The sequence below is a fragment of the Methanomethylovorans sp. genome, from assembly GCF_041447285.1.
In the GTDB taxonomy this organism is placed as follows: domain Archaea; phylum Halobacteriota; class Methanosarcinia; order Methanosarcinales; family Methanosarcinaceae; genus Methanomethylovorans.
On record NZ_JBGMEB010000009.1, the window covers coordinates 136926 to 161096 of the forward strand.

The window sequence follows — 24171 nt, forward strand, 5'->3', positions numbered from 1 at the left end:
GGCAACTGCATGGAAATTACGCTTACAGATATTGAAAAAGAAGCTTACAAGGATAGTCCGGTACACAGACTGGACAGTCGGGTGAAGCTCCTTGCCACTATCCTGATAATAATTTTTGCAGTAAGCCTGCCTCGTGTCCATGAGGATAATCTGATACGTTTAGCAGTTGTAGAATTATACCTTGTTATTTTGATGGCATTGGCAAGTCTGAACCCTGCATATATTATAGTCCGGTTCCTGGCAGTGTTGCCCTTTGGACTTGGAATAATTGTGATACAGCCTTTTGTAAGACAACCATTCTTTGATTCCTTTACAGTATACCCACTTGATCTGCCATTTGGACTAACAATAACATACGAAGGCCTGACCTTTGGAATAACACTGCTGGTAAAGTTCATTGTATGTATCAGTGCAATAATACTGCTTTCTTCTACCACAAAGATGCATGATATCGTAGGAGCTGCGAGACAGCTAGGCATTCCGAAGGAGATCGCATTGCTACTTACCATGATGGTGCGCTACTTGTTTTTGTTCTGGAGTGTGCTCAAACGTATTCGTACAGCTCAGAAATGCCGTTTGTACAATATATGGAACAAGAAAGTCCATCGTAAGTGGGTATTGGAACAAATTGGATATACCATCAGTTCAATCTTTGTGATGGCCTATGAACAGGGAGAAAGAACGTATATCAGCATGCTTTGCAGAGGATATGGACAAAATGGCAATATGAAGATTCACAAAAAAGACCTGAAAACATCAGATATTCTGTTTTCCGGAACTACAGTTCTAGTCTTGGTTGGATCTTATTTTCTGTCTTGAAAATAAAGTGAGAAAAAAGATGCATATACGATTTTGTGTCCAGACTAACCATCACAAAGTCTTGTAAATAGAACAAAAAAGAAGATAAAAGAAATGAATTACTCACTTCTTTATTAGTTTTCCAAGACCATAACTTATTCCTAGCACAAGCAGGGTACCCACAACTATTGCAGTTACTTCGCCTGATTTGCCCATGCCCTCTATGGCATAATCGGGCATTGGAGAGGAGAAAACAGATCCTGCTTCTTCCATCTCTGAGAGTTTTTCATCGCTTACTACGCCTCCGGCAGCACTTTCCAGACCATCGGGATCAGGAGATGCAAGGAAAGGAGCAATTATGGCAAGTATGAGGGCTATAGCAATTCCTGCATAGAGAAACTTCATATTAGATGAACTTGTAACGGTGACGTTCTTACTCATGCTTTTGTACTCCTGTTAGCTAGCGACTTGTTCTCCAGAAGATCAGGCCTTGAACTTGCAATTGCACTGACTGCAATAGCTGTGATGAGCCCTTCACCGATTATTCCAATGATAAAGTGATAAGTACCCATAGCAATTAGTCCTGGAACCAACGGAAAAGTTCCGGCAAGGTACATCTGGACCGCACATGCAAGAGCTGATACAAACAAACCTAGCCATGCACCTATAAAAGATGAGATCTGAAGGTTGAGCTTGAGTTTCATGAGGGCAGCAAATGCGTAGTAGCCCACGAATCCAGAGATTACACCCATGTTTAGAATATTGGCACCCATAGTTGAAATACCGCCGTCACCAAAGACAAAACCCTGCACTAGAAGCACAAGAGTAAGCACAAGCACACCAGCCCATGGACTTGCAAAGATAATAGCAACAAGAGTGGCCCCCACCATGTGGCCGCTGGTGCCCATTCCTATTGGAATGTTCAAAGCCTGAATTGCAAAAATACCAGCCGCAAGGGCAGCGAGAATAGGAACTTTCGTGTCATCCATTTCTTTTCCGGCCCATTTAACGGCCATGAAAATGAAAGGCAGTGCTATTATCCAGTAGATGATAGCCTGCCCCAGAGGTACGAATGAATCAGGGATATGCATTTTATTCCTCCAATAATATTAAAGTGTGAAGATTTTCTTTTTTCGTAACACTTTTGATACAATATTTTGCTATATATAACTGGTGGTGTTAACTTAATGAAAAATAATAGCAAACAAATAGGTGAACCAAAACCTGCTAAAAAGATAAAAAGCAAAAACAGATTAGAGATAAAGAAAAAATAAAAACAGATTCAATGCTCACTTATCAGGGACATAACGAATGGCTTCAACCACTTTAGTTGCTACAGAATTAACTGTATCCTTGTCCCCTATATTAATACTCATGTCAGCATATTTCTGATAGAGAGGGAATCTCTCAGCAAAAAGTTGCTCAAGGCTTCTGCCTTTCAGGCCAACGATGCCTCTAGACTCCTGATTGTCTATTTGATGTTTGACCCGTGAAAGAGGGGTGTGTAAGAATATAATAGTGGACTTTGCTTTAAGGAAATCCATTGCCTTTTGTGAATATACTATACTGCCACCTGGAGAGATGACAATTCCATCACTAATAGGAAGGCCAAGAACAATCTTCCCTTCAAGAAGTACGAGAGCCTCATCACCTTGAGTGTCTATGATCTCCTGAAGAGTGCACCCTGCCTTTTGCTTGATGAGAAGATCAATATCCACAAATTTATACTCAAGCAATCTGGCAACTTCCCTGCCTACGGAAGTTTTCCCTGATCCCGGCATGCCTATCAATGTGATGTTCATGTTATGCACCCTAGATATTATATAGGATTATATAGGATTTATTCGGAGTATTAGTTGTTCAGGGCTTGTATAGGCGCTGGTATCTTTCCGCCCCTTGAGATGAAAGTTTCCGAACTGAAACGGTTCACTGCCATCACAGGCGCCCTTCCCAAGAGACCACCGAATTCCACCTCATCACCCACCTTTTTACCTGGAACCGGAATAAGACGTACGGCTGTGGTCTTACAGTTGATCATGCCGATTGCCATTTCATCTGCAATGATAGCTGATATTGTTGAAACCGGAGTGTCTCCTGGCACTGCTATCATATCAAGACCAACTGAGCATACACTTGTCATTGCTTCAAGTTTCTCCAGGGTAAGAGAACCATCTTCCACAGCCCGGATCATGCCTGCATCTTCGCTTACCGGGATAAAGGCACCGCTGAGACCTCCTACTGATGAAGAGGCCATAGAACCGCCTTTCTTAACAGCATCGTTAAGCAGAGCAAGAGCTGCAGTGGTTCCATGAGTACCACATCTTTCAAGGCCCATGGCTTCAAGTATTGCTGCTACACTGTCCCCAACAGCAGGAGTGGGTGCAAGGGAAAGGTCCAGCACACCAAACTGTGCATTAAGACGGGATGATACTTCACGCCCTACCTTTTCACCCATTCGTGTGATCTTGAAAGCTGTTTTTTTAATAGTTTCTGAGATCTCATTAAGCGTTGGATCATTAAGAGCCCGGACAGCGGCATTCACTACACCTGGGCCACTGACACCTACATTTATTGCACAGTCAGCTTCACCTACACCGTGGAATGCTCCTGCCATGAAGGGGTTATCTTCTGGTGCATTTGCAAATACAACAAGCTTGGCACAGCCTATGCCGTCCCTGTCTGCAGTAAGTGATGCAGTCTGCTTGATAACATTTCCCATAAGTGCCACTGCATCCATATTTATTCCGGCATTAGTGGTTGCTACGTTGACCGAGGAACAAACTTTCTCAGTGGTGGCAAGAGCTTGGGGAATGGAATTTATAAGCCGCATATCACCGGGAGTGATGCCTTTGTGCACCAGGGCACTAAAACCTCCGATGAAATTCACGCCGACCTTTGAGGCTGCTTTATCTAAAGTTTGTGCGATGGAAACATAATCGTCACATTTGCAGGCTTCTGCCACAATGGCAATGGGAGTAACAGATATCCTTTTGTTTACAATAGGAATACCATACAGGCGGGAAATCTCTTCTGTCACCTGCACGAGATCCTTTGCATAAGTGGTTATCTTATCGTAAATGTTAGCGTTGAACTCATCGATATCAGGATGACTGCAGCCCCTCAGGTTTATACCCATGGTGACTGTGCGGATATCGAGACTTTCGCTAGTGACCATCTGTATGGTCTCAAGTATCTCTTCAGGATGAATGAGCATGCTTTCAACCTTCAGATCCTGTGCATGCAAGTGAAGGCATCTTCGTGCTGTACTTTAACTTCCACACCAAGCCTTTTGCCTTCTTCGGCCATGCTGTTCTGGAATGCGGACAGGTCGAAGTCCTCACCTTGAATTTCTGCCAGCATGATCATTGTAAAGAGGCCTTGCATGATGGTTTGAGTAATATCCACTATGTTTACGTTGTGCTTGGCCATTACTGCAGTAATGCCAGCTACTATACCTACTCTATCGATACCGATGACGGTAATAACAAAACGGCTTGAGCTCATGATAATGCACCTGTTTGTCACAGGAAAATTAATTGCGTGTTCAACTACTGAATGGATTAAGTAGTTTGCGCAGACGCGAAGAAAAATTGATTTTGATTTGAGATGGAATTTTCCCAATAGAAAATGAATTTAAAGAATAAGAATACACTATAATCAGTTAAGATGTAGAAATATGTTCCATAAAAGAACAGATTATTCTATTACTTGTAATTATATACTAATAAAAGTATATTTATGGATTAACTTTCACCCCAATCATTTTGTAGCTTAGATAATAACAAAAACTTTTTATATTGCAGAACTTATGATTATAATGATGATGAAGGACATACCATCGTATGTCTGTTAACTAAAACTCAATCAGGAAGATATAATGGTGAAAATCGTACACGCTCAGACCGTGCTGACAGAAGAAGAACTTGAAGCTCTCAAGAAGAAATGTAATGAGCCCTCTACAAAGGAGGCTCTTAGCATAGCTGTGCAGCATTATCTTGAGTGTGAGTACACGGACCTCGGAGATAAAATGTGGACGAAAAAATTAGAGAGGGTCGTCCAGAAGAAAAAATCTCAAAATTTGTAACCCAAAAAAACAGGAGAGAAACACGCAATGTGCAAAGCAAACCAATTCCTCGAGGAAGAGGGCGCAGTATCCCCGGTCATCGGTGTAATCCTGATGGTCGCCATTACTGTCATCCTTGCAGCAGTAATTGCTGCGTTCGTGTTCGGCATGGGACCACCAGAACAGGCACCACAGGCAAGCATTAGAGGTAGCGCTGATACTGTCGGTGGATTCAATGTACTGAAACTTGAACACCAAGGCGGAGAAGCACTCACTCTGACTGACTCTAAGACAAAAGTCACCCTGGATGGAAGTGCTGTCGACTTAACTGGATTAGGTGAAGATGACACACAGTTCGATGCTGGTGAAGCATTATATATCTTCAACTATGACAGCGCATACTTTATGACTACAAAGACTAATGTCACAGCTACTAATACTACCATTGAACCAGTAGATGCTGACTTAGCCACAACCGGAACTACATCAAACGTCAAGATTGTAGACGTTGGTAGCCAGCAGATGATTGCTGACCTCAAGGTCAACTTCTAAGCCTGACGAATGGAAACCTTAGGACAAGGGTGCAATCTCGCACCCATACTCCTTTCAGACTTTTTTTATAGCCTTATTTTGCGTATGGCAGAGTATCAATGGACGCTATGTTTTAGAATAATCTTGATTTTACTGTGAAAATTCACCTCAATTTTACATCACGACACGCTGAGTTGAACCGTGATAAAGGAGAAACATACTAAGACAGATCAGACTTGAATTCCCAGAGAAGAAAACTACATATTTAATTATTATGAAAATATTACATTTTTAATTATGATAAACCTTAAATAGGAGTATGGTGTGTATTCTTTTGGAGTTGTGACGACCGGGTATATCCGGTCACGGGTCCATATAAAATCACAACATAGAGTGTTTGGCGGTATGTGGGTTATGTCATTCCCACATGCCATACATACATTTTTGGCGACTTTGGTTGAGTCGTTTGCGTGGTAGCTGAGATATAGAGATCCATATCTTGTTGAATTTTTTATTCAAATGACGGCATGCTATTCTTAGGATTCTCGAGATTTGTCATATCTTTTGATATATACTCATATAATCTCATAGGATTAGATCTGAGAACCAGAATTACCCTATTTATAATCAGTTGAGACTGGCGATTGCATAAATTTATTCTGCAAGTAAGATAACAAAAACCATTGCTCATTTTTATCATTGACGATTTCAACAAGTATATATACAATACAATAACAATTCTATTTAATGGATAGTGTTGATAATAGGAGGTTTAGACCTTGGTGGAAATAGAGAAACTTTTGAAAGATAGCTTAGAGATCTTCCAGAAGAATATTGTTGCATTTATCATTGGTACGCTTATAGCGGGTATTGGATCAATACTTATTGTAACCATTGCGCCATTGTTCTATGGTGTAGTGTATATGGCCGTTAAAGGAATAAAGGGCGAAAAGGTAGAAATTGGCGATGTGTTTGAAGGATTTAAAGCACCTGGAGCCTTTGTACAGAGCTGGATAGTTGTTATCATATATCTGGTGTTGATGATAGCAGGTTCTATGCTGCTTGGCAGAATTGGCGGAATACTGGGAATACTCATGATCTATGCTTTGCCGCTATTGGTTATGAGAGAATACAGCGGAAAAGATGCCATTAAGGAAAACTTTGAACTGATACAAAAGTATCCAGTGGAAACCGCTATTGTATTCCTGATATTCTTCGCTCTGAATTTCATTGGTAGCCTCATTGTAATCGGTGCGCTCCTGACATTCCCATTCAGCATGATAGGATACACCCTTATGGCAAAGAACCTGACAGGCAACGGACAGCCAGTGGCTTATATAGAGGAATAAATAGGTGCAATGCACCTGCATCCTTTAAAGCTTCAGTTCATTAGAACCGTCATTAGATGTACAAAAATACTATCCAATCACAATAGTATATATTCATTTATGGGAGGCGAAATTATGGAGATAGAAACGCTCTTAAAAGATAGTTGGGAGATATTCCAAAAGAACATGGTTGCGTACATTGTTGGTGCGCTTATAACAATTTTTGGATCGATTATAGTTATAACATCCGCCCCATTAGCCTATGGCTTGACTTACATGGCTGCAAAGGGAGCAAGAGGAGAAACTGTAGAGATAGCTGATGTCTTTGCAGGATTTAAGGCAGATAAGTTTATACAGAGCTGGATATTGTTCCTGATAATCATGATTCCGATTTTCATAGGATTCTTGCTTCTGGTAATCCCAGGCATGATAATCGGTATAGTATTCAGCGTAATTTTCCTGTATGCTCTGCCACTGATGGTAATCAAGGATCTTGGCGCTGTGGATGCACTAAAGGAAAGCCTGGAAATAGCAAAAGCTAACCTTCAGGACACTGTAATACTGGTTGTAATAGTAATGATACTCAATGCAATCGGCAGCGCAATCTGGATTGGAACAATCCTTACAATGCCATTCAGCATGCTGCTGCTTGTGCTGGCACTACCAATGGTAACCAGTGCAACATCTAATTAAACAGGCTAAATATCTTACCTGTGGAACACTTCACAGGTTAACTTCTTTTTTTGTAACGTCATCTAAAATTGAGATTTTATGCTCAATCTAGTGCTTTTTAACTTAGAATGCTGTTCATAGTTCACGGCAATTTATATATAAATATAGTGTAATAAAATATAATATGACCGATAGAGAAAAGAAGCTAGATGAAATGTTTTGTAGTTCTTGCGGAGAGATAATAAAAAAAGAAGCAGAAATTTGTCCCAAATGCGGAGTCAGACAAAATGCATCTCCTTCATCCCACAGAAAAAAAGACAAAACAACAGCCGGAATCTTAGCCATTCTCCTTGGAGGAATTGGCGTACATAAATTCTATCTCGGAGAAATTGGACTGGGAATACTATACTTATGCTTCAGCTGGACATTCATACCCAGTATAATTGGATTTATAGAAGGTATAATTTATTTAACAAAATCCGATGAGGAGTTTGAAGCAAAGTACGGATAAAGACTAGATCTGCAAAAAGATATGAACACCAAACTGATCTTCAGCGAAACAAAGATAGCACTTAAAGAAACATCGAAGTATATACTATCACATCATCAACCTGAAGAATACTACAAGTGCTATTCTTTGAACATCCTTAATAAAAAAATCCATATTTGCTCAAGATGTCTGGGCATATATGCAGGGATTCTAATTGGAATCATTTTATTCCGCCCAGACACCCAAAATCTAAGATATTACTATCTATTGTTAGCGGTTCTGCCCTTATTCACACTTATTGACTGGTCTGTTTCTGCTTTTAAAATACATAGAAGCTACAATGTTGTTCGAACAGTTTTTGGAGTTCTGTTGGGAATCAGCTATTTCATAGGATTAATTATCCTTCTTAAAACATTCCCAAATTACAACATAATTGGAAGCGGGTTGGCATATTCACTCATTGCAGTGTTCCTGCTGCAAAAACAAAGAGATAAAGCCGCAAATAATTTCAGAGAACAGAACTAACACAAAGTTCAGGTATTATTTCAGATATTATATATCTCTGAACTTTTCCTTACTTTATCGATATCCCTATCGATTATAGAAAGCTTGTTCTTGTCTACTTTGATCCCTGCAAGGTTCTCTATGAACCAGATAGATTTCACATGGTCATCAGGAGTCAGCTTCCAGTCTGGTTTCTCCATGTAGAAATCTATACCTTCGGCATACCTCATGAGCTCCAGACGCACTTCTTCAGTGATCCAGCCAAGCTCCTCATAGTAAGAAAGTATGTCCGGAAGATTATTACGTCCCACGAGTTCCATAAGGAACTCAAGCCATTCCATACACAGCTTGATACTGGTGGAATTTTTCATTATGTGTGCAAGCTGTATGCTCTGGCCTGCAACTTTATAACCTCTTGCACCTATTTTTTTGAGCTCACCCTCCACATACTTGGATAGCTCAGCCATTTCGTCCCGAACCTGTTGCTGTGAAGCAGAAACACTAGAAACATCGATTGCGAGCTTCGAAACATTTCCTGCCATGTCTTGAACAGCATCAGACGTTTCAGCACCAGATTTCTCCATAGTAGCAAGTTTTGGGATCAAGCTCTCCATTGATCCGATTTTACCGGACAAAGCGGAAAAGCGCTCATCATTTTCCTGAGATGTCTCCTGCATTTTCGAAACAAGGGCCGAATAAGATTCCACCAGCTCAGATATATGTTGCTCAATACTTGAAAGACTTGATATGAGGTTCTTGTTCTCAGACTGAATCTGAGAGACCTGTTGTTCAATTCCTGAAAAACGTGATTCCAGTTGCCCTACACGCTCATCCAGGCTATCGAATTTCATACCTGTTGCCTTCATCACGTCATCAGAAGAGCTTTGAAGCGATTTAACAGAATCCCCAAGTACATTCACATTTCCCGAAAGCTCCTCAAACATGCAAAAGACCTGTGAAACATTTCCTGTAGATAGCTCCAGCTTCTCCTTCACATCTTCCAGTTCCTTAGACATATACAAAATACTGCCATCCTCATCACCAGAAGATTCAGATGCAGATTCTTTTTTAGAGACAGGAACGGCATTATAAAGAGTGCTCGATGGCCTCTGTACCATGCTTGCAGGAAGAGAAGATGTTTCAGGAATCATATTGCCCTGATTTTTCAGAGATTTTAGCTCATCCTTATTACCATTGGCCCCTCCTTTGGCACCTTCCAAGGAGTCATTACTAGTAGGAGGAAGTTTTTGTAAGTTATTCTCTATCTTCAGTGCTTCGGGGAAATCAAACAAGGGATTTTCTATTGGTGTTACCTTCATAAAATCGTTTGGAGTACTATCATTTGCCTTAGTATCTTCCGTACTGACATTTGATGAAGCAGAAGGAGGTATCGAGAACTGATCTGCGCTACCATTAGGCGCAAAAGGTGATGTACCTGAAAGTTCTGAATCAAAAGGAGATTCACCTGAAAATGGAGTTGATCCATTAACTTTTACTTTCTCTTTTTTATACCCATATTCTGAAGTACCAAATAACCGTAAAGAATCATCACCCTCGCGATTATTACCTTCCTTTATTTTCTCCATTTTTTCCATCAGACTCTTACCTTTAGTCAGATTACGGAGATTGGAAACAATGGAATCTGCAAACTCACTTATGCCTGCCACCAAGTTCCCCGATACACCAGCCATCTTTTCGCTGATGCCTGCCTTTTTCTCTTGACTATTGGTACTAGCAATTGAAATCGGACCTGTAGGGAAAGGAGAGATGGCTCCCGAGGGTGAAAATGGATTTGGACCTTCAGGAACAAAACCTGTGCCAAACGGATTAGTCTGACCTGCAAACGGATCAGGAACCTTCGAAACCGGACCCTTTGCAAAAGGATCCACAGATACGGAAAATGGATCTGCAGAAGGAGAGGTTGCAGGGAACGGAGAACTGCCCGATAATGGAGAAGAGGCAGGTGCCTGGTCAAATGGATTTCCAGCTGAAGAGAACGGATCCTTAGACGAACTCGGCCCGGAAAATGGAGAATTGCCTGGGACATCAAAAGGCGATGGACCTACTGAGAAAGCAGGAGTTACACTACCTGACTGAGGTAAATCAAAGGGATTACCTGAGCCAGAATGTTCAGCAGGAGAAGTTGAAGGCATAGAGGCCTGATTTGATGAGAATGGAGAAAACTCAACCGAAGCAGGGGCTGTGTTTTGAGAAGGTGGAGTGATCCCACCTAAAACAGGAGTATTCGAGGTAAGAGGAGAAGAGATAGTGTTTTCAGCAGATACCGAAAATAATGGCAAATTAGGCATCCCGGGTTCATCCAATTTTGGACCGGGGGTGGAGAGTCCAGAAAGAAACGGAAGCGTAGCAGCATCATTTACAGAAGTTGTTGAACTACCGCCCTTTGTACCGTCATCTGGCAATGCGATTTCAAAAAGTGGTAGTTGTTTTTTCTTAGCTGTCTGAGCTTTGGACAGATTCTTTACATCAGGTGCAGTAACCTCCGGAGATGCTACCTGTGATGCCTGAGATAAAAAGGGAGGTAAAGACTCTTTATTCCCACCTGGTATAAAAGGAGAAAGTGGATCGTTTGATGGTTTCTGATTGGACTGAAGAGAATTAAGATCAGGCATTTCCATGGAAAATAAAGGAGGAGTTATATTGGAAGGTGGTTGATAGGAAGTATTCTCCTGAGGAAGAGGAGAAATACTTGTCTCCTGAATAACTGTTTCTGAGAAAGCTTTTTGAAAAAGGTCAGGAATGGGAGCTCCAGCTGCAAAAGGTGGTGCACCTGCAGCAGGAGTACTAGTATCACTACTTGAGTCTTGTTCTTTTTTCTGGCCTGGCTGTTCCCATGGTAATTTGCTCATAAAGTCCCAACTTCAAATAACAGTAAATTCAAATTAATTAGAGTAAATTATACATGTATTTATATAAAACTTGCTGGTTGAAAATATGCATGATAAAAAAAATAACACTAAACAAACAAAAAACACTCAGCAAAAATGAAAATCAAGTAAATTCGAATTATAAATTAGAAGCAGGCGCACATGAAAATTTGAGGGAATGGACGAGAGATAAAGGATGAAATTTGTGCTAGAAATTCATGTTGTTGTTACTCTGTGCGCCTATTCTGTGCATACGTTATCAAAATATATAAGGGTTTTGTAGTTGATCGTAAGTAAACTCGGATAGCAGAGAAAGGAAAAACAATTCTCATCATAATGATGAGTATGACAACTGTGCAAATAGAAATAACTTAAAAAATGAGAAAAATAGAATAAGTATACCAATACGACCTTTTATACAGTTGATAGCTTGAATACCTTTGCCCCAGATACAGAATACGTTACCAGACCATCAATATCCACTTTGCTTTCTTCAGCAAGCAGAGAATCATACTCAGCTCTTGTCTCGGGCTTTTCAGGCACAGCTGAACAGCATGTTGCAGGTCTGATGGATACATCATAAGAGCCTATCTTCCTTGCAAGATCTATTATATCAGCCTTATCGAGTGCTATCAGTGGATGATAGAGAGGAATTGCAAGACCGTAAAGCTCAGCATACATATTTGCAGACGTCTGGGAAGCTACTTGACCTAGAGAAGAACCAGTTATGACCCCTGTAGCACCTTCAAGCTTCATTATTTCATAAGCAACCCTGTACATAGTCCTTTTACACAATACACAGGTTTTATTCCGGGAACACTGCTCCACAAAAGCCTTCAGAGAGCATCCATGAGGAATTTCATATATTTTTAATGGACGACCCGGAGCCCATTGCTGCAACACTTTTATACTATCCAGTGCACGCTGCCTGGTGGAATCATCCGCATATGGTTCATTGCTGCAGTATACAGGAATAATCTCAACTCCCCTCTTCATCATAAGCCAGGCAGCCACAGGAGAATCAATCCCACCTGATACCAGAGCAACCATTTTTCCCTGAGTTCCCAATGGAAGACCACCCACTCCTCTGGAGTTTTCCGTAAATACATACGCTTCTTTCTGGCGCACTTCTACAAATATCTCCTTATTAGGATTTTTAAGATCAACTTTCGGAGTTTTACCTTCTAAAAGCAAGCGTTCCCATACAGCATCTCCGCATTTCATCCCTACATCCTGAGAAGAAAAAGTATGATTACCAGTCCTGCGAGCCCTTATGGCAAAAGAGTCGCCTTCATGGATAAATTTGGAACCAACATCAGCGCATTTCCTGGATATATCTTCAAGATTCGCATCAACTGCACTTGCAAATGATGCAGAGACAACACCAAAAACATCAGCTGCAGCATTTGCAGCGTTTTCATCGGAAGTACGGATAAATATTCGGCCCCATTCCCTGCTCAATCCTGAATACTTAACACCACGCTGATCAAGCATAGCAGAGATATTACGCATAAGGATCTTTTCATAGTGGTTCCTGACACCCGGACTTTTCAGTGCCAGCTCCCCATATCTGACAATTACAATCTCTTTCATCATTTTACTGTTTCCTGATGAGTCTCATATAACTTACCCTTTAAAAAGAAAATGCCATAGAATTCAGAAGCTCAGTATTCAGCGCCTGATGACAAAGCTTGTAAATTCGCCTGAAGGTTGCTTCCATTTTATATCTAAGGAATCCACACGAGACGAAGGAGGGCCTACACGAAGCCTTTGAACAAATGAGTCCACGAATTGCTTAGGTCCTTCGGCCAAAACCTGTACGCAGCCATCAGAGAGATTACGCGCATAGCCCACAATACCTAGTTCTTGTGCAGTATTTTTAGTGAACTGACGGAAAAAAACTCCCTGTACCCTTCCACATACACGGACCTCGATAAGTACACGCCCGTCATCCATGAAAGGGTATTCAGGAACCATATTATATGAACTTTGGCCTCAAAGAGAGCATCTTTGCAAGAGGCAAGCCCCTGTATGGCAAGCCAGCGATCTCTGCCTGTATACGGGCATTCAGTTCTTCAGAGGACATTTCCACAGTTTTGGGGCGATTAGCTTGGGATTCGGCCCGTACAGTCACATTTAGTTTGCCAGTCTCGACTTCCTTATCTCCGATGACCACCACATAAGGCACCCATTCACGCCCTGCTTCACGTATACGCTTGCCTACAGTATCCTCGCGGTCATCAATATCCACACGGCAGTTCAACTTCTCAGACACTTGCTTTGCAAATTCTAAATGCTTCTCAGATACTGGAAGCACTCTTACCTGTGTTGGGGAAAGCCAGACAGGAAGCATCGGAACGTCTCCACGTTCAGCTCTCATGGCCTCTTTCTCCAGCAGGCCATAGATACAGCGCTCGATTGCGCCGCTTGGAGAGCAATGCAATATAGTTGGACGTTTCTCCTCACCGGTGACATCGACATATTTTATGTCATATCTTTCAGCATTCTCTACATCTATCTGCACTGTGGAAAGAGCGCTTGCCTTTGCCAGAGCATCCACAAAGTTGAACTCGAATTTAAGAACGAAATAGAAGAACCTTGTATCCCACATCTCTACAAGTACCGGCTTGTTCACAGTGCGGGCAAGGTTAGTGATGAAATCCTTATTCTCCTCATAGAAATCTCTTGTGAACCTAATGGCAACCTCGAAGTCTTCAACCTTGATACCGACCTGATCCAGAATGCGGATGCACATATTATACTGATCGTCAAACTGGGAAACAGCCTGTTCCATATCATGACACAGAGTATGCATATCAGGCATAGTGAATGCCCTCAGGCGGCGCAGGCCAACAAGCTCTCCCCTCTGCTCCTTACGGAAACTGTAACGAGTTAGCTCGATCATCTTCAGAGGTAGGTTCTTGTAAGACATAGTCATGTCATGATTGATAAGGAACTGACCAAAACATGCAGCAAACCTCAGGAAAAGCTGTCTTTTATCGGATTCTATGGAATACTGCCTTGCTGGGAACCTGTCAAGATACTTCTTAAGAGTTGGATGGTTCATGTCATACATCAAGGGAGTTTCTACTTCCATGGCTCCCACCTTGAGTGACTCCTCAACGACGTAATTTTCCAGTAAAGACTTGATGAGCCTGCCTTTGGGATAAAAACGCATGTTACCGGAGTCTGACCCTGGCTCATAATCGGCTATTTCCAGCCTGCGCATAAGCTCAACGTGAGGTGGTGCCTTTTCAACTTCTCTTTTCTTGGATATCTCATAATCCACGAACTTTCCAAGGTTCTCATGGCCTTTGAAATCAAAACCATCCATTTCATGAAGCTCGCCATCGGGAGTGAGAATACGCCAGTAGGATTTAGCAGTGCTTTCGGCTTTCAGGGCCTCAGAGACCACTTCAGGCTTTCCTTCAAGAGCGCAAACAACATTAACACCGTCTTTGTTCTCCGGAGCGATGGAACGGGAAAGCTCAGAAAGCGGGTGACCTTTGCAACTGATCTTGAATGCTTTGTACCAGCCAAAAGGAGCCCTTTTTACAGTGTACTTTTCAGAGAGTGCTTTTTCCATGGCGGTAAGCACATAAACTGCAACTTTCGGCGAAGAGAGGTTTGAACTGAGATGAGCATAAGGATAAAGCATAACGTTGTTAGTTTTTACCTGCCCTATGACCTTCTCGACCTCAGAGACACCTTTCTGGACCACTTCATCAGGATTCACCTCGTCCGTTTTCTCTACGGCTATGAAAACTGTGAGTGCATCCTCCAGCCTGCCAGATTTCATTGGATCTTCGATCTTCTCTGCCACCGGGGTGCTTTTTTTGACCTCGTATTCGATATAATCAGAATGGATGAGCAATAGCTGCATGATTTCACCTGCAAAATTACCTGTAGACTTAGATTTAACAATCCTTATAAACCTTTTTAGCGTCAAAAGTTTTTAGAAGCTAAATCTTACCCAAAAAGAAAGGAAATCATACCGAAGAATCAGATTTTTTTATTTCACCATAAACAGGCGTTCCCATATGAACCCTGTAAGCAGATATCAAGCATGCAAGGATAATAGGTGCCAAAAAGAACCCGGAAATGCCACCCACAAAAGCACCGCCTAAGAAAGAAAGCATTATTAATAGAGGATGGACTCGCGAATGCATGCTTGCAAGGTACGGCCGAAGTATAAATTCAGGTGGCAGGTAAATTACAATGGAAGCAACAATAAAGAATATTAAAGCTGATTCAAGCCCCATCTGGAAATAGCGAACAACCGCAAGAGCAATAAGAACAGTATAACCAGCAAATAAGGGAACAATAGATGCAATAAAAATTAGAGTTGCAAGGGCAAGAATATGGGAAAAACCAAATAAGTAGAAAACAACCAGAGAAGTTACACTAACAAATAAAGCAGCATAAGCGTTGCCAATGAACACTCCTTTAAGTATCAAGTCAAGGTGTTTTATATACTCTGCAACCCATGGCCTGTTGTCCACCGGCATAAATGCCACCAGACTTTTGTAGATCTTGTAGCCGTCAGCCAGCAAGAAATAACACACTAATACTGATATGGCCAGATTGAGGATAAACATTAAAATGGCCTTTGCATAGGATAATAACCCAAATCCACTAAGTAAAGGTAGTACTGATGTAGATGTATCCCATATAAATTGGCGGATTGGTTCATTGTATTGAGGTGGTATATCAACAGCTGCAACAAAATCAAATAAACTATTGATAAATACACCTTGGTTTTCGAATATCCAGCTTACCAATCTTGTTATTTCAATTATTCCAGAACCTATGATAAAAACTACAGGCATTACAATAATCAGAGTTGCCATCAATGCACCTAAACGCTGATACCGATGTAGCTTAAGATAGATTGGCCTTGCTATATACGCCAGAACTAAACCCAGTACAATGCCATCAGCAAGGGGAAGAAAAATAGAGATAAGAATCAGTGAAAGCAGTATGACGATCAAAATGACAGCTATCTTTAACCTTGAAGATATAAGTACAGAAATACCATCTAATTGACCTAACTGCATGTATACACATCTTATAATTTTATTTTGTGGCTGTTATATAATTTGTATAAAACTATTAAAGCTTCACCCATATATTAGTGGTCCTCCCTAAGCCACGGGAGATTACGGGGAGCGTATTTCAAAACCACACACGGTTCAATACACTTGCCACATCTGATACAAGCATTGCTTATGAAAAGACCTCGCATATCATCAATTTCAATGGCATTCACGGGACATACACCTTGGCAGATGCCACACCTTGTACACATGCACACTCTCATAAGCTGCAGTGTGACCTGTCTAAATACTTCGGTAGCTTTTTCTCTGCTATCGGCAGTGACCAGCAGGTTACCCGAAGAGAAGAACTTAACTGTTGCATCACCTGCTCTTACAAGCAGCATTCCCATACTTTCAGCAGCCTTTAGATCGCCTATAATATACAGAACATCTGCTGCATCCTGAAGAGAAACACCCCCCACTTTAGCTTCAATTGTAAAACCTCCGCCAGTACATGGAGAAGCACCGCTTACAGAGTCTACACTGAAGTTTTCATTAGCTGCGGAGAGGTCATATTTAATCCCAAGCTCTTCTGCAAGCTTGATCATTTTGGGAGGCAGTTCTTTCCAGCGCCATAGACCATGTTCTACAAAAGACTCCGGCAGCCCCTTTTTGTTGGCCCATTCCAGAAGATATCTGTGCCAGCGTGCATGAAGGGCAGGATGCAACCTGGAAAAAATCTGGTATTCCGCAGATAAAGAAGCCGGACAGAGGTAGCACCCCACTCTTTCGAAACCCATATCATAAAGAGGGTTGTAATCAAGATTCTTTCCATATATATACAACCATACTTCTATCGCCCTCCAGTCCCGGATGGGGAAAATATTGAGCTGTGTTGGAACAAAGGGATTTCTCTCACTGGCAGAAATGGAAGCTCTTGAGAAAGACTCGTATTTCCTTTTACCATCCACAGTAAGGCATACTTCCCCTTCGCTTGTGGATCCGTCTATAACCCTGTTAGCAGGTGCTAATTTACAGACCTTGCAGCACCAGCGCATGTCTTTTGCAGGCGGACCGAACCTTTCGAGATTCTCCCAGAAAGCATCACCTGCAGCTGATTCTATTAACTCGATACCACAAATTGAACAAAAATTGCGTGCGAATTCCACAGTTTCAGGGAATTCAATACCAGTGTTAAGAAAAAAAGCCTTAACATGTCTTTTTTTAAGAGTACTGCGGGTAAGATCAAACACCACAAGGCTATCCTTTCCACCACTGAAAGACACATGGACCGGCAGGTCTTTGTATTCCTTGCGGTTGACAATACCCTTGATAACATTAGCAGCATCCCTGGAAATCTTTTCCATGTGGCTTGTGTTTGCTTTGATCACATCTTGCACGGAAGATATATGAGGGTTAAGTGAAACAGGATTCCCATCAAGTTTCCTTACACGTAATACAGCATCTTCTGAGTTTTTAAAGTGCTCATGATCAGAAAGTGATACACCAAAACCGATAAGACTTTTACATTTGATTAGGACAGTATCCTGTTTTTTGATATCTTCTGTAAATTTCAGAAGCTGGTCAGCTTTTATCTTTTTGCCGCTGAGGTGACTGGAAGCCTTTTTAAGTTCAATGGTTTTGCTATTAGTATGTGCTGCCAGGATCTTTGCACCGTCAACGGACAGGTCAAAAACATATCCCAACGTCTTCATATCAAAACGCAGTACACCAAAATGCAATCCATCGACTATCACTTCATCTGTTCTGTCTTCACCTGCAGTCTTATTGAGGAATACTATCCGGTCACCGATAGGATCACAATTGAAAGAGGTAAACAGAAGACCTTTGAGAACTTCTTTCTCATAAGGCGAGCAGAACCTTATGTCTCCTGGAGACGACAGATTAACATAAGTACCCTCTGAGTGGCAGATGTCACAAGTAGACTTCAACAGAGGCACATTGCAATGCTGACACCAGAAAATATTATGCTGAAGATTAGCACTATGCTGTTTCCAAGACCTCGAAGGACTGTTTCTAACCCGCTCATGTGCAGGTTTTCCTGCTGAAGAATTCCTGTTGGAAGAAAAAGATCTGTTCTGTGGTTTCATACTCGGGTATTTAAAAAAGAATTGACCGATATTATACGGTCAATTGTTAAGGTATTCATTGATTGTCTGGGCAGCGAGCTTCCCTGCACCCATGGCACTTATAACCGTTGCTGCGCCGGTAACAACATCCCCACCTGCACATACGCCTGGAATAGAGCTCATGGCTGAATCATCCACGACTATAGTGCCCTTGGGGGTTGATTTAAGCCCCTTGGAACCTGTGAATATGATCGGGTTTGGAGATGTACCTATGGCAATGATCACAGTGTCAGCCTCGATCTCATGTTCTGAACCTTTCACTGTCAGGGGTTTCCTGCGGCCTGATGCATCTGGTTCACCAAGCTCCATTCTGATGCATTCCACACCCTTTACCTTCATTTTATCGTCGCCTAAAATGCGCACGGGGTTTGTGAGCAGCCTGAAGATAATGCCTTCTTCCTTAGCATTCTCGATTTCTTCTCTGCGTGCAGGAAGTTCATCCTCGCCACGGCGGTAGACGATGCTAACTTCATCAGCACCCAGCCTGAGGGCACAGCGAGCAGCATCCATTGCCACATTTCCGCCGCCTACGACTATGACCTTCTTACCACGCTTTATCGGCGTATCATAATCAGGGAAACGGAAAGCCTTCATAAGATTCACACGGGTCAAGAACTCATTTGCAGAATAGACACCATTGAAGTTCTCGCCTTCGATACCCATGAAATTGGGTAGTCCTGCACCTGTGCCCAGGAAGACGGCATCGAACTCTTTTCTCAGTTCATCCAGCGTCTTGATCCTGCCAATTATGTAGTCTACTTTTATGTCTACCCCAAGCTGTTTGATGTATTCGACTTCCTGGCGAACTATCGCCTTAGGAAGACGGAACTCAGGAATACCGTAAGTAAGCACCCCTCCTGGCTCGTGAAGTGATTCAAAAATGGTCACTGAATGACCGGCTTTTGCAAGGTCAGCAGCAGCTGTTAGTCCTGCAGGACCTGAGCCTACTACAGCCACATGTTTACCGGTTGACTTTGCTTTCTGAGGAGATACGACACCTTTAGCACCCTCATAATCTGCAGCAAAACGTTCAAGGCGGCCTATAGCTATAGGTTGCCCTTTCTTTGCAAGTACACAGTATTCTTCGCACTGCACTTCCTGAGGACAGACACGTCCGCAAACTGCCGGAAGAGCATTGGTGAGCTTGATGGTCCTTATAGCTGCATCGAAATCGTGTTCAGCAATATTTGCTATGAAAGCGGAGATATCGATATTCACTGGACATCCCTGCACACATTTGGGATCCTTGCATTGAAGGCAGCGTTCAGCTTCAGCAATTGCCTGCTCTTCAGTGTAACCCAGTGCCACTTCATTGAAGTTCTTACTTCTTTCAGCCGGGTCTTGTACTGGCATAGGCTGTCTGGTTGCCATTATTTCCCACCTTCGCATTTACATTCATGTTTCTTAAGAGAACTGCTTTCTTCATCTCTATAAACTGCCAGACGACTCATGAGCAGGTTGAAATCTACTTTATGTCCATCGAACTCCGGCCCATCCACACAGGCAAATCTGGTCTCACCGCCCACTGAAACACGGCAACCTCCACACATACCCGTACCATCGATCATAATGGGATTGAGGCTCACAATAGTCTGGACACCGAAAGGCTTGGTGACACCTGTCACAGCACGCATCATTATAGGTGGACCAATGGCTACTACTCTATCCACATGTTCACCGTTTTGCAGCATTTTTTGGAGCACATCGGTAACAAAACCATGATGTCCTTTTGTGCCGTCATCTGTACAGATATGAAGTTCGTCACTTGCTGCCTGCATTTCTTCTTCAAGGATCAGCAAATTCTCACTTCTTGCACCTATGACAGAAATCACTTTATTGCCTGCAGCCTTGTAGGCTCTTGCCTGGGGATAAACAGGAGCAACACCCACGCCTCCTCCAACAAGTACAACAGTACCAAGTTTCTCTATTTCGGAGGGGGTACCCAGCGGTCCTACAAAGTCCTCAAGCTCGTCCTGAGCTCTTAGAGCAGCCAGCCGTTTGGTAGTCTTACCCATTTCCTGGAAAATAATGGTTACTGAACCTTCCGCAACATTATAATCTGCAATTGTAAGAGGAATTCTTTCACTTTGCTCATCAATTCGGATTATCACAAATTGCCCGGGTTTTGCAGCCTTTGCCACATCTGGCGCAAGTACCCTCATCAGGTGTACCTGGTGAACCATATCACGTTTCTCAATTATCCTGTATGACATTCGATCACATTTTAAACTGTATTGGAAGATTATGGTGGATAGGATAATATTAATAGTACTTAAGAATTCAGTTGATAAATAGTAAAAACAGTATTTTTCTCATTTATTGAAAACTAGAATTATTTGATTTCAATGTGCATGGATCAGACCTTAGGAGTCAGGATGTACACATTGGTGATGATATTTACCACCTCAGCATTTGCTCCTAGCCATGTAACAGCGCTCCCATTTGGATTTGCTGCGTTGATGTCACCTGTAAGAACAAAGAAACTTGTGCTTGTCCTTCCGTTGACCATATTATCCAGTTCCTGCTGGCTATATCCTGATGTTTTTATATATGTCCCATCAGCGGAGTTATTGTAATAGAATTCAAATGGTTTTGCGATGTAGCCTGGAAGTGGTATGATCACATCTCCCTCTTTGGTGACTGAATAAATGTACGATGCCACACTTTTCCAATCTTCTTTCTGAAGAGAAGAATAGTAGTTTACGATTGGAAACACGGCATTCAATACGAAAATGAACAAAATGATTACTGTTAGAAGTTGCTGCATATTCTCTAATGACTTACCATTTTGCTTAGGGGATTTGCTTGCAGAAAGTATAAAACTCGAAGTTCCAGTCAGACCGCGTGAAACTATAAGAAGATAAGCCGGCAAAATGAAAAGAAGATACCTTGGATGAAAGGGCATTATATCCGAAAGGTAATAACTTACTATCATTGGAAGAATGAACCAAGAAATTAATAAAAAAGCCTGGTTCCGACTAGAACGGAGCATTATTACTAAACCTATTACAAAAAAAGTAAGATAAAGCAGAGAAGGAGATTCAGACATTGTGAAATGAGAGATGGTGCTTGATACAAAATGCGCCTGGTCCACACCCCAGGTCACTTCGCCTCCAACTCTTGAAGCTGCCTGTTCAAAGAAAACCTGAATTCTGGGAATTATGGAAATTAAGATTAAAGCCAAGCTAGCAAAAAAGACCTTTGATTGTGACAATCTTTCTGTATTAAAATGCAGCTTTTTTTGTTCATAAGAAAACAAGAGAGATATAAAATATAGTATTTCGATAGGGAAAATGAAGAAACCGAAATAATGCGTATAGATATTGAGCACGGTGAAAACAACAAACAAGAACCAGAAACTGTTCCTTTTATCCTCAATAGCAACATAAAAACAGAAAATGGAACCAAGTGTCAAAAATACCATCATCGAATACATTCTTGCTTCCTGAGAATAGTAAATATGGGCCAAAGAGATAGAAAGCAAAAATGAACTGATGAGACCTTCTTTTACACTGAATAAGCGTGTTCCAAGCATGTATAATAATGGAATTGAAAGTATTCCGAAAATCATTGAAGGAAAACGTAAGAGTACTTCCGATTTTCCTGCAAAAAGGAAAAAATGGACCACAAAATAATAGAAGGGAGGGTGCACATCGCCTTTTGTCGTCTCATATATTCCAGACAAAGTATTGGATGACATCAGATAAGTTGTTGCTTCATCAAGCCAGACAGATTCAGTTCCAAGCTGATATATCCTTAAAAAAGCCCCTAAAAATGTTATTGCCAATATTAACTGCAGTTCTCTGGATGATTTTATGATGTTTATTAAGTACGATATTTTACTATTTCCTTTTGAAGTAGCACTCACAGAGGACCGTTTAACATTTAATTGCTTTTGAGATGCCATACAAAAACCTTGCTTCACATGTATTATAGGAATCATTCTATATTTTATTTTTTATCCGATATTGAAATTTCCCAAAACCCAAGCATTGGCATGAGATGCGATCGATAACACAGTTATCAAATTATAGTTCATGGTACGCAATCTGAAAGTTTTTTGACAATGATGATAATATCAAATTTCGGCAATAGAGATATTAATGCACCTAGATAGGAACACCATTACTAAAGAACAGAAGTGTAAATTATCGTCTACAGAGAATATTGGTAACTGATAAATATTAATAAGCATTTTAAGTATATAATTCTGGACTAAAGAACTAGAACATCAACTATTATCAATTGGTACAAAGCAAATCTGCCTAAAACATAAACTGATCAAGAAAGTGCACAATTAAAAGAGGAGATGAAAATATTAAATCGCTTATCCTTGCCGGTGGATCTGGAACAAGACTATGGCCATTAAGCAGAAAGCATAATCCTAAACAGTTCCTGAAACTTAAAGATACATCGTTTTTCCAGAACACCTTAACACGCTGCCTGGAAGTCTCTGATATATCGGAAATCTTCGTTGTTACAAATGATTCACAGAGATTCTTTGTTACAGGTCAGGCTAAAGAGTTGGGATACGACCTCCCTCCAGAAAATGTGCTTATTGAGCCAGAGCCGAAGAACACGCTTCCTGCTATTAGCTTCGGCATGAGGGAAATCGTCAAGAAGTTCGGAAAATCAATGGTAGGGGTTTTTTCTTCCGATCATGTTCTCGACATACGTGCAATGGAAACGATCAAAAATGCACAAACCCTTGCAATGGATCATCTGGTCACTTTTGGAATAGTACCCACATCACCACATACCGGATATGGATACATAAAACCATCTGAAAAGATCGGTGCCGGATATAAGGTTGCTGAATTCAGAGAGAAACCGAATCATGATGATGCTCTGAAATATTTGAACGAAGGATGTCTTTGGAATAGCGGAATGTTCCTTTTTGACACTGATGTATTCTTTAGAGAATTACAGCAACAGGAAAAAACATTTTATAAGGCTTTTGATCCAGAGAACAATCCTGATGCAACCATTGAAGAAATATTTGAAAAAGTAAGAGCAATATCTATCGACTATGGAATCATGGAAAAATCCAAGAATGTTGTAGTCGTGCGCCTGGAACATAAATGGAGCGATCTTGGAAACTTCAATGCAATATATGAAGAATCGGATAAAGACGACAATGGAAATGTCATTTACGAATGTGAAGACATCCTGATCAATTCGAAGAACAACCTCCTTTATTCCAAATGCGATAAACTCGTTGCTCTTATAGACGTCGAAGATATGGCTGTGATAGATACGCCTGATGCATTACTTGTATGTCCAAGGAAAAGCAGCCAGAAAGTAAAACAAGTGGCTGACACATTGCACAACAAAAATGATGAGAGGGCATATTTGCAGCAGACAGTATACCGGCCGTGGGGTTCCTATACTGTGATGGAGAAATCCGATAGACACAAGATAAAGAACATCATAGTTGAGCCAAAAAAGAAGTTGAGCCTGCAACTCCATTACCACCGCAGTGAGCACTGGATCGTAGTCAAAGGGATGGCCACGGTACAGATAAACGATGAAATATTTTTCCTCAGGCAAGGAGAAAGCACTTTCATTAGAGCTGGCATGAGACATAGACTTGCTAATGAAGGAAAACTGCCTCTCGAAATAATAGAAGTGCAACTTGGAGAATGCGTGGATGAAGATGATATCGTCCGTTATGACGATGAGTATGGAAGGGTGAAACAATAAAGAGGATG

General features: G+C 41.5%; 23 protein-coding genes. 9 read left to right on the forward strand and 14 right to left on the reverse strand.

What is annotated here, in order from left to right; all coding sequences use genetic code 11:
* The first annotated feature begins 9 nt into the window (after nucleotides 1–9).
* Complete coding sequence (cbiQ, locus tag ACC612_RS06735; RefSeq protein WP_371853725.1) at nucleotides 10–819, forward strand: cobalt ECF transporter T component CbiQ; 810 nt, start codon at nucleotides 10–12, stop codon at nucleotides 817–819.
* A 102-nt stretch (nucleotides 820–921) separates the two neighbouring features.
* On the opposite strand, the gene ACC612_RS06740 is transcribed toward cbiQ, so the two are convergent.
* The 5 genes from ACC612_RS06740 to ACC612_RS06760 all read right to left on the reverse strand — a co-directional run bounded on the left by ACC612_RS06740 (nucleotide 922) and on the right by ACC612_RS06760 (nucleotide 4302).
* Nucleotides 922–1239, reverse strand: coding sequence for a PDGLE domain-containing protein (locus ACC612_RS06740; protein ID WP_371853726.1), 318 nt, complete (start codon nucleotides 1237–1239; stop codon nucleotides 922–924).
* A complete protein-coding gene (gene cbiM / locus ACC612_RS06745; protein WP_371853727.1) occupies nucleotides 1236–1889 on the reverse strand; it encodes a cobalt transporter CbiM in 654 nt (217 codons plus the stop codon). Before cbiM ends, ACC612_RS06740 begins: the two co-directional genes overlap by 4 nt.
* A gap of 198 nt (nucleotides 1890–2087) precedes the next feature.
* The gene (locus ACC612_RS06750) at nucleotides 2088–2600 is read right to left on the reverse strand and encodes a shikimate kinase (RefSeq protein ID WP_371853728.1); all 513 of its coding nucleotides are present in this window, start codon (nucleotides 2598–2600) and stop codon (nucleotides 2088–2090) included.
* 50 nt (nucleotides 2601–2650) lie between these two features.
* Entirely contained in the window at nucleotides 2651–4012 is a 1362-nt protein-coding gene (locus tag ACC612_RS06755) for a PFL family protein (protein WP_371853755.1), read from the reverse strand.
* A gap of 11 nt (nucleotides 4013–4023) precedes the next feature.
* The gene (locus tag ACC612_RS06760) at nucleotides 4024–4302 is read right to left on the reverse strand and encodes an ACT domain-containing protein (RefSeq protein WP_371853729.1); all 279 of its coding nucleotides are present in this window, start codon (nucleotides 4300–4302) and stop codon (nucleotides 4024–4026) included.
* A gap of 373 nt (nucleotides 4303–4675) precedes the next feature.
* Between ACC612_RS06760 and ACC612_RS06765 the strand changes: the two genes are divergently transcribed.
* The 6 genes from ACC612_RS06765 (at nucleotide 4676) to ACC612_RS06790 (ending at nucleotide 8407) form a co-directional block, all read left to right on the forward strand.
* The gene (locus ACC612_RS06765; RefSeq protein ID WP_321419136.1) at nucleotides 4676–4882 is read left to right on the forward strand and encodes a DUF5371 domain-containing protein; all 207 of its coding nucleotides are present in this window, start codon (nucleotides 4676–4678) and stop codon (nucleotides 4880–4882) included.
* 27 nt (nucleotides 4883–4909) lie between these two features.
* A complete protein-coding gene (locus tag ACC612_RS06770; RefSeq protein WP_371853730.1) occupies nucleotides 4910–5413 on the forward strand; it encodes a type IV pilin in 504 nt (167 codons plus the stop codon).
* Between the two features lie 761 nt (nucleotides 5414–6174).
* On the forward strand, nucleotides 6175–6741 hold the full coding sequence (locus tag ACC612_RS06775) for a glycerophosphodiester phosphodiesterase (protein WP_371853756.1): 567 nt from the start codon (nucleotides 6175–6177) through the stop codon (nucleotides 6739–6741).
* A 114-nt stretch (nucleotides 6742–6855) separates the two neighbouring features.
* Nucleotides 6856–7413, forward strand: a complete 558-nt coding sequence (locus tag ACC612_RS06780; RefSeq protein ID WP_371853731.1) for a glycerophosphodiester phosphodiesterase — start codon at nucleotides 6856–6858, stop codon at nucleotides 7411–7413.
* A gap of 163 nt (nucleotides 7414–7576) precedes the next feature.
* Nucleotides 7577–7903 carry an NINE protein gene (locus ACC612_RS06785; RefSeq protein WP_371853732.1) on the forward strand — a complete coding sequence of 109 codons (327 nt, stop codon included), beginning with the start codon at nucleotides 7577–7579 and terminating at the stop codon, nucleotides 7901–7903.
* A 21-nt stretch (nucleotides 7904–7924) separates the two neighbouring features.
* Nucleotides 7925–8407, forward strand: a complete 483-nt coding sequence (locus ACC612_RS06790) for a DUF2085 domain-containing protein (protein ID WP_371853733.1) — start codon at nucleotides 7925–7927, stop codon at nucleotides 8405–8407.
* Between the two features lie 20 nt (nucleotides 8408–8427).
* On the opposite strand, the gene ACC612_RS06795 is transcribed toward ACC612_RS06790, so the two are convergent.
* Nucleotides 8428–11256 (reverse strand): FlaD/FlaE family flagellar protein, encoded by a 2829-nt coding sequence (locus ACC612_RS06795; protein WP_371853734.1) that lies wholly within the window; start codon nucleotides 11254–11256, stop codon nucleotides 8428–8430.
* A gap of 89 nt (nucleotides 11257–11345) precedes the next feature.
* Between ACC612_RS06795 and ACC612_RS06800 the strand changes: the two genes are divergently transcribed.
* Nucleotides 11346–11474, forward strand: a complete 129-nt coding sequence (locus tag ACC612_RS06800) for a hypothetical protein (RefSeq protein WP_371853735.1) — start codon at nucleotides 11346–11348, stop codon at nucleotides 11472–11474.
* Nucleotides 11475–11688: 214 nt separating this feature from the next.
* On the opposite strand, the gene thiI is transcribed toward ACC612_RS06800, so the two are convergent.
* The 8 genes from thiI to ACC612_RS06840 form a co-directional block, all read right to left on the reverse strand.
* Nucleotides 11689–12867 (reverse strand): tRNA uracil 4-sulfurtransferase ThiI, encoded by a 1179-nt coding sequence (gene thiI / locus ACC612_RS06805; RefSeq protein ID WP_371853736.1) that lies wholly within the window; start codon nucleotides 12865–12867, stop codon nucleotides 11689–11691.
* A gap of 78 nt (nucleotides 12868–12945) precedes the next feature.
* A complete protein-coding gene (locus ACC612_RS06810; protein ID WP_371853737.1) occupies nucleotides 12946–13230 on the reverse strand; it encodes an acylphosphatase in 285 nt (94 codons plus the stop codon).
* 22 nt (nucleotides 13231–13252) lie between these two features.
* Nucleotides 13253–15157, reverse strand: coding sequence for a threonine--tRNA ligase (locus tag ACC612_RS06815; protein ID WP_371853738.1), 1905 nt, complete (start codon nucleotides 15155–15157; stop codon nucleotides 13253–13255).
* 106 nt (nucleotides 15158–15263) lie between these two features.
* Nucleotides 15264–16331 (reverse strand): AI-2E family transporter, encoded by a 1068-nt coding sequence (locus ACC612_RS06820; RefSeq protein ID WP_371853739.1) that lies wholly within the window; start codon nucleotides 16329–16331, stop codon nucleotides 15264–15266.
* 74 nt (nucleotides 16332–16405) lie between these two features.
* Nucleotides 16406–18421 (reverse strand): phosphoadenosine phosphosulfate reductase family protein, encoded by a 2016-nt coding sequence (locus tag ACC612_RS06825; protein WP_371853740.1) that lies wholly within the window; start codon nucleotides 18419–18421, stop codon nucleotides 16406–16408.
* A gap of 39 nt (nucleotides 18422–18460) precedes the next feature.
* Nucleotides 18461–19831 (reverse strand): NADPH-dependent glutamate synthase, encoded by a 1371-nt coding sequence (gene gltA / locus ACC612_RS06830; RefSeq protein ID WP_371853741.1) that lies wholly within the window; start codon nucleotides 19829–19831, stop codon nucleotides 18461–18463.
* Nucleotides 19831–20673: a sulfide/dihydroorotate dehydrogenase-like FAD/NAD-binding protein gene (locus ACC612_RS06835; RefSeq protein ID WP_371853742.1), complete on the reverse strand. Its 843-nt coding sequence runs from the start codon at nucleotides 20671–20673 to the stop codon at nucleotides 19831–19833. Before ACC612_RS06835 ends, gltA begins: the two co-directional genes overlap by 1 nt.
* Nucleotides 20674–20816: 143 nt before the next feature.
* The gene (locus ACC612_RS06840) at nucleotides 20817–22247 is read right to left on the reverse strand and encodes a glycosyltransferase family 39 protein (protein WP_371853743.1); all 1431 of its coding nucleotides are present in this window, start codon (nucleotides 22245–22247) and stop codon (nucleotides 20817–20819) included.
* Nucleotides 22248–22777: 530 nt separating this feature from the next.
* Here ACC612_RS06840 and ACC612_RS06845 point away from each other — a divergent pair.
* Nucleotides 22778–24163: a mannose-1-phosphate guanylyltransferase/mannose-6-phosphate isomerase gene (locus ACC612_RS06845; RefSeq protein WP_371853757.1), complete on the forward strand. Its 1386-nt coding sequence runs from the start codon at nucleotides 22778–22780 to the stop codon at nucleotides 24161–24163.
* Nucleotides 24164–24171: the final 8 nt, after the last annotated feature.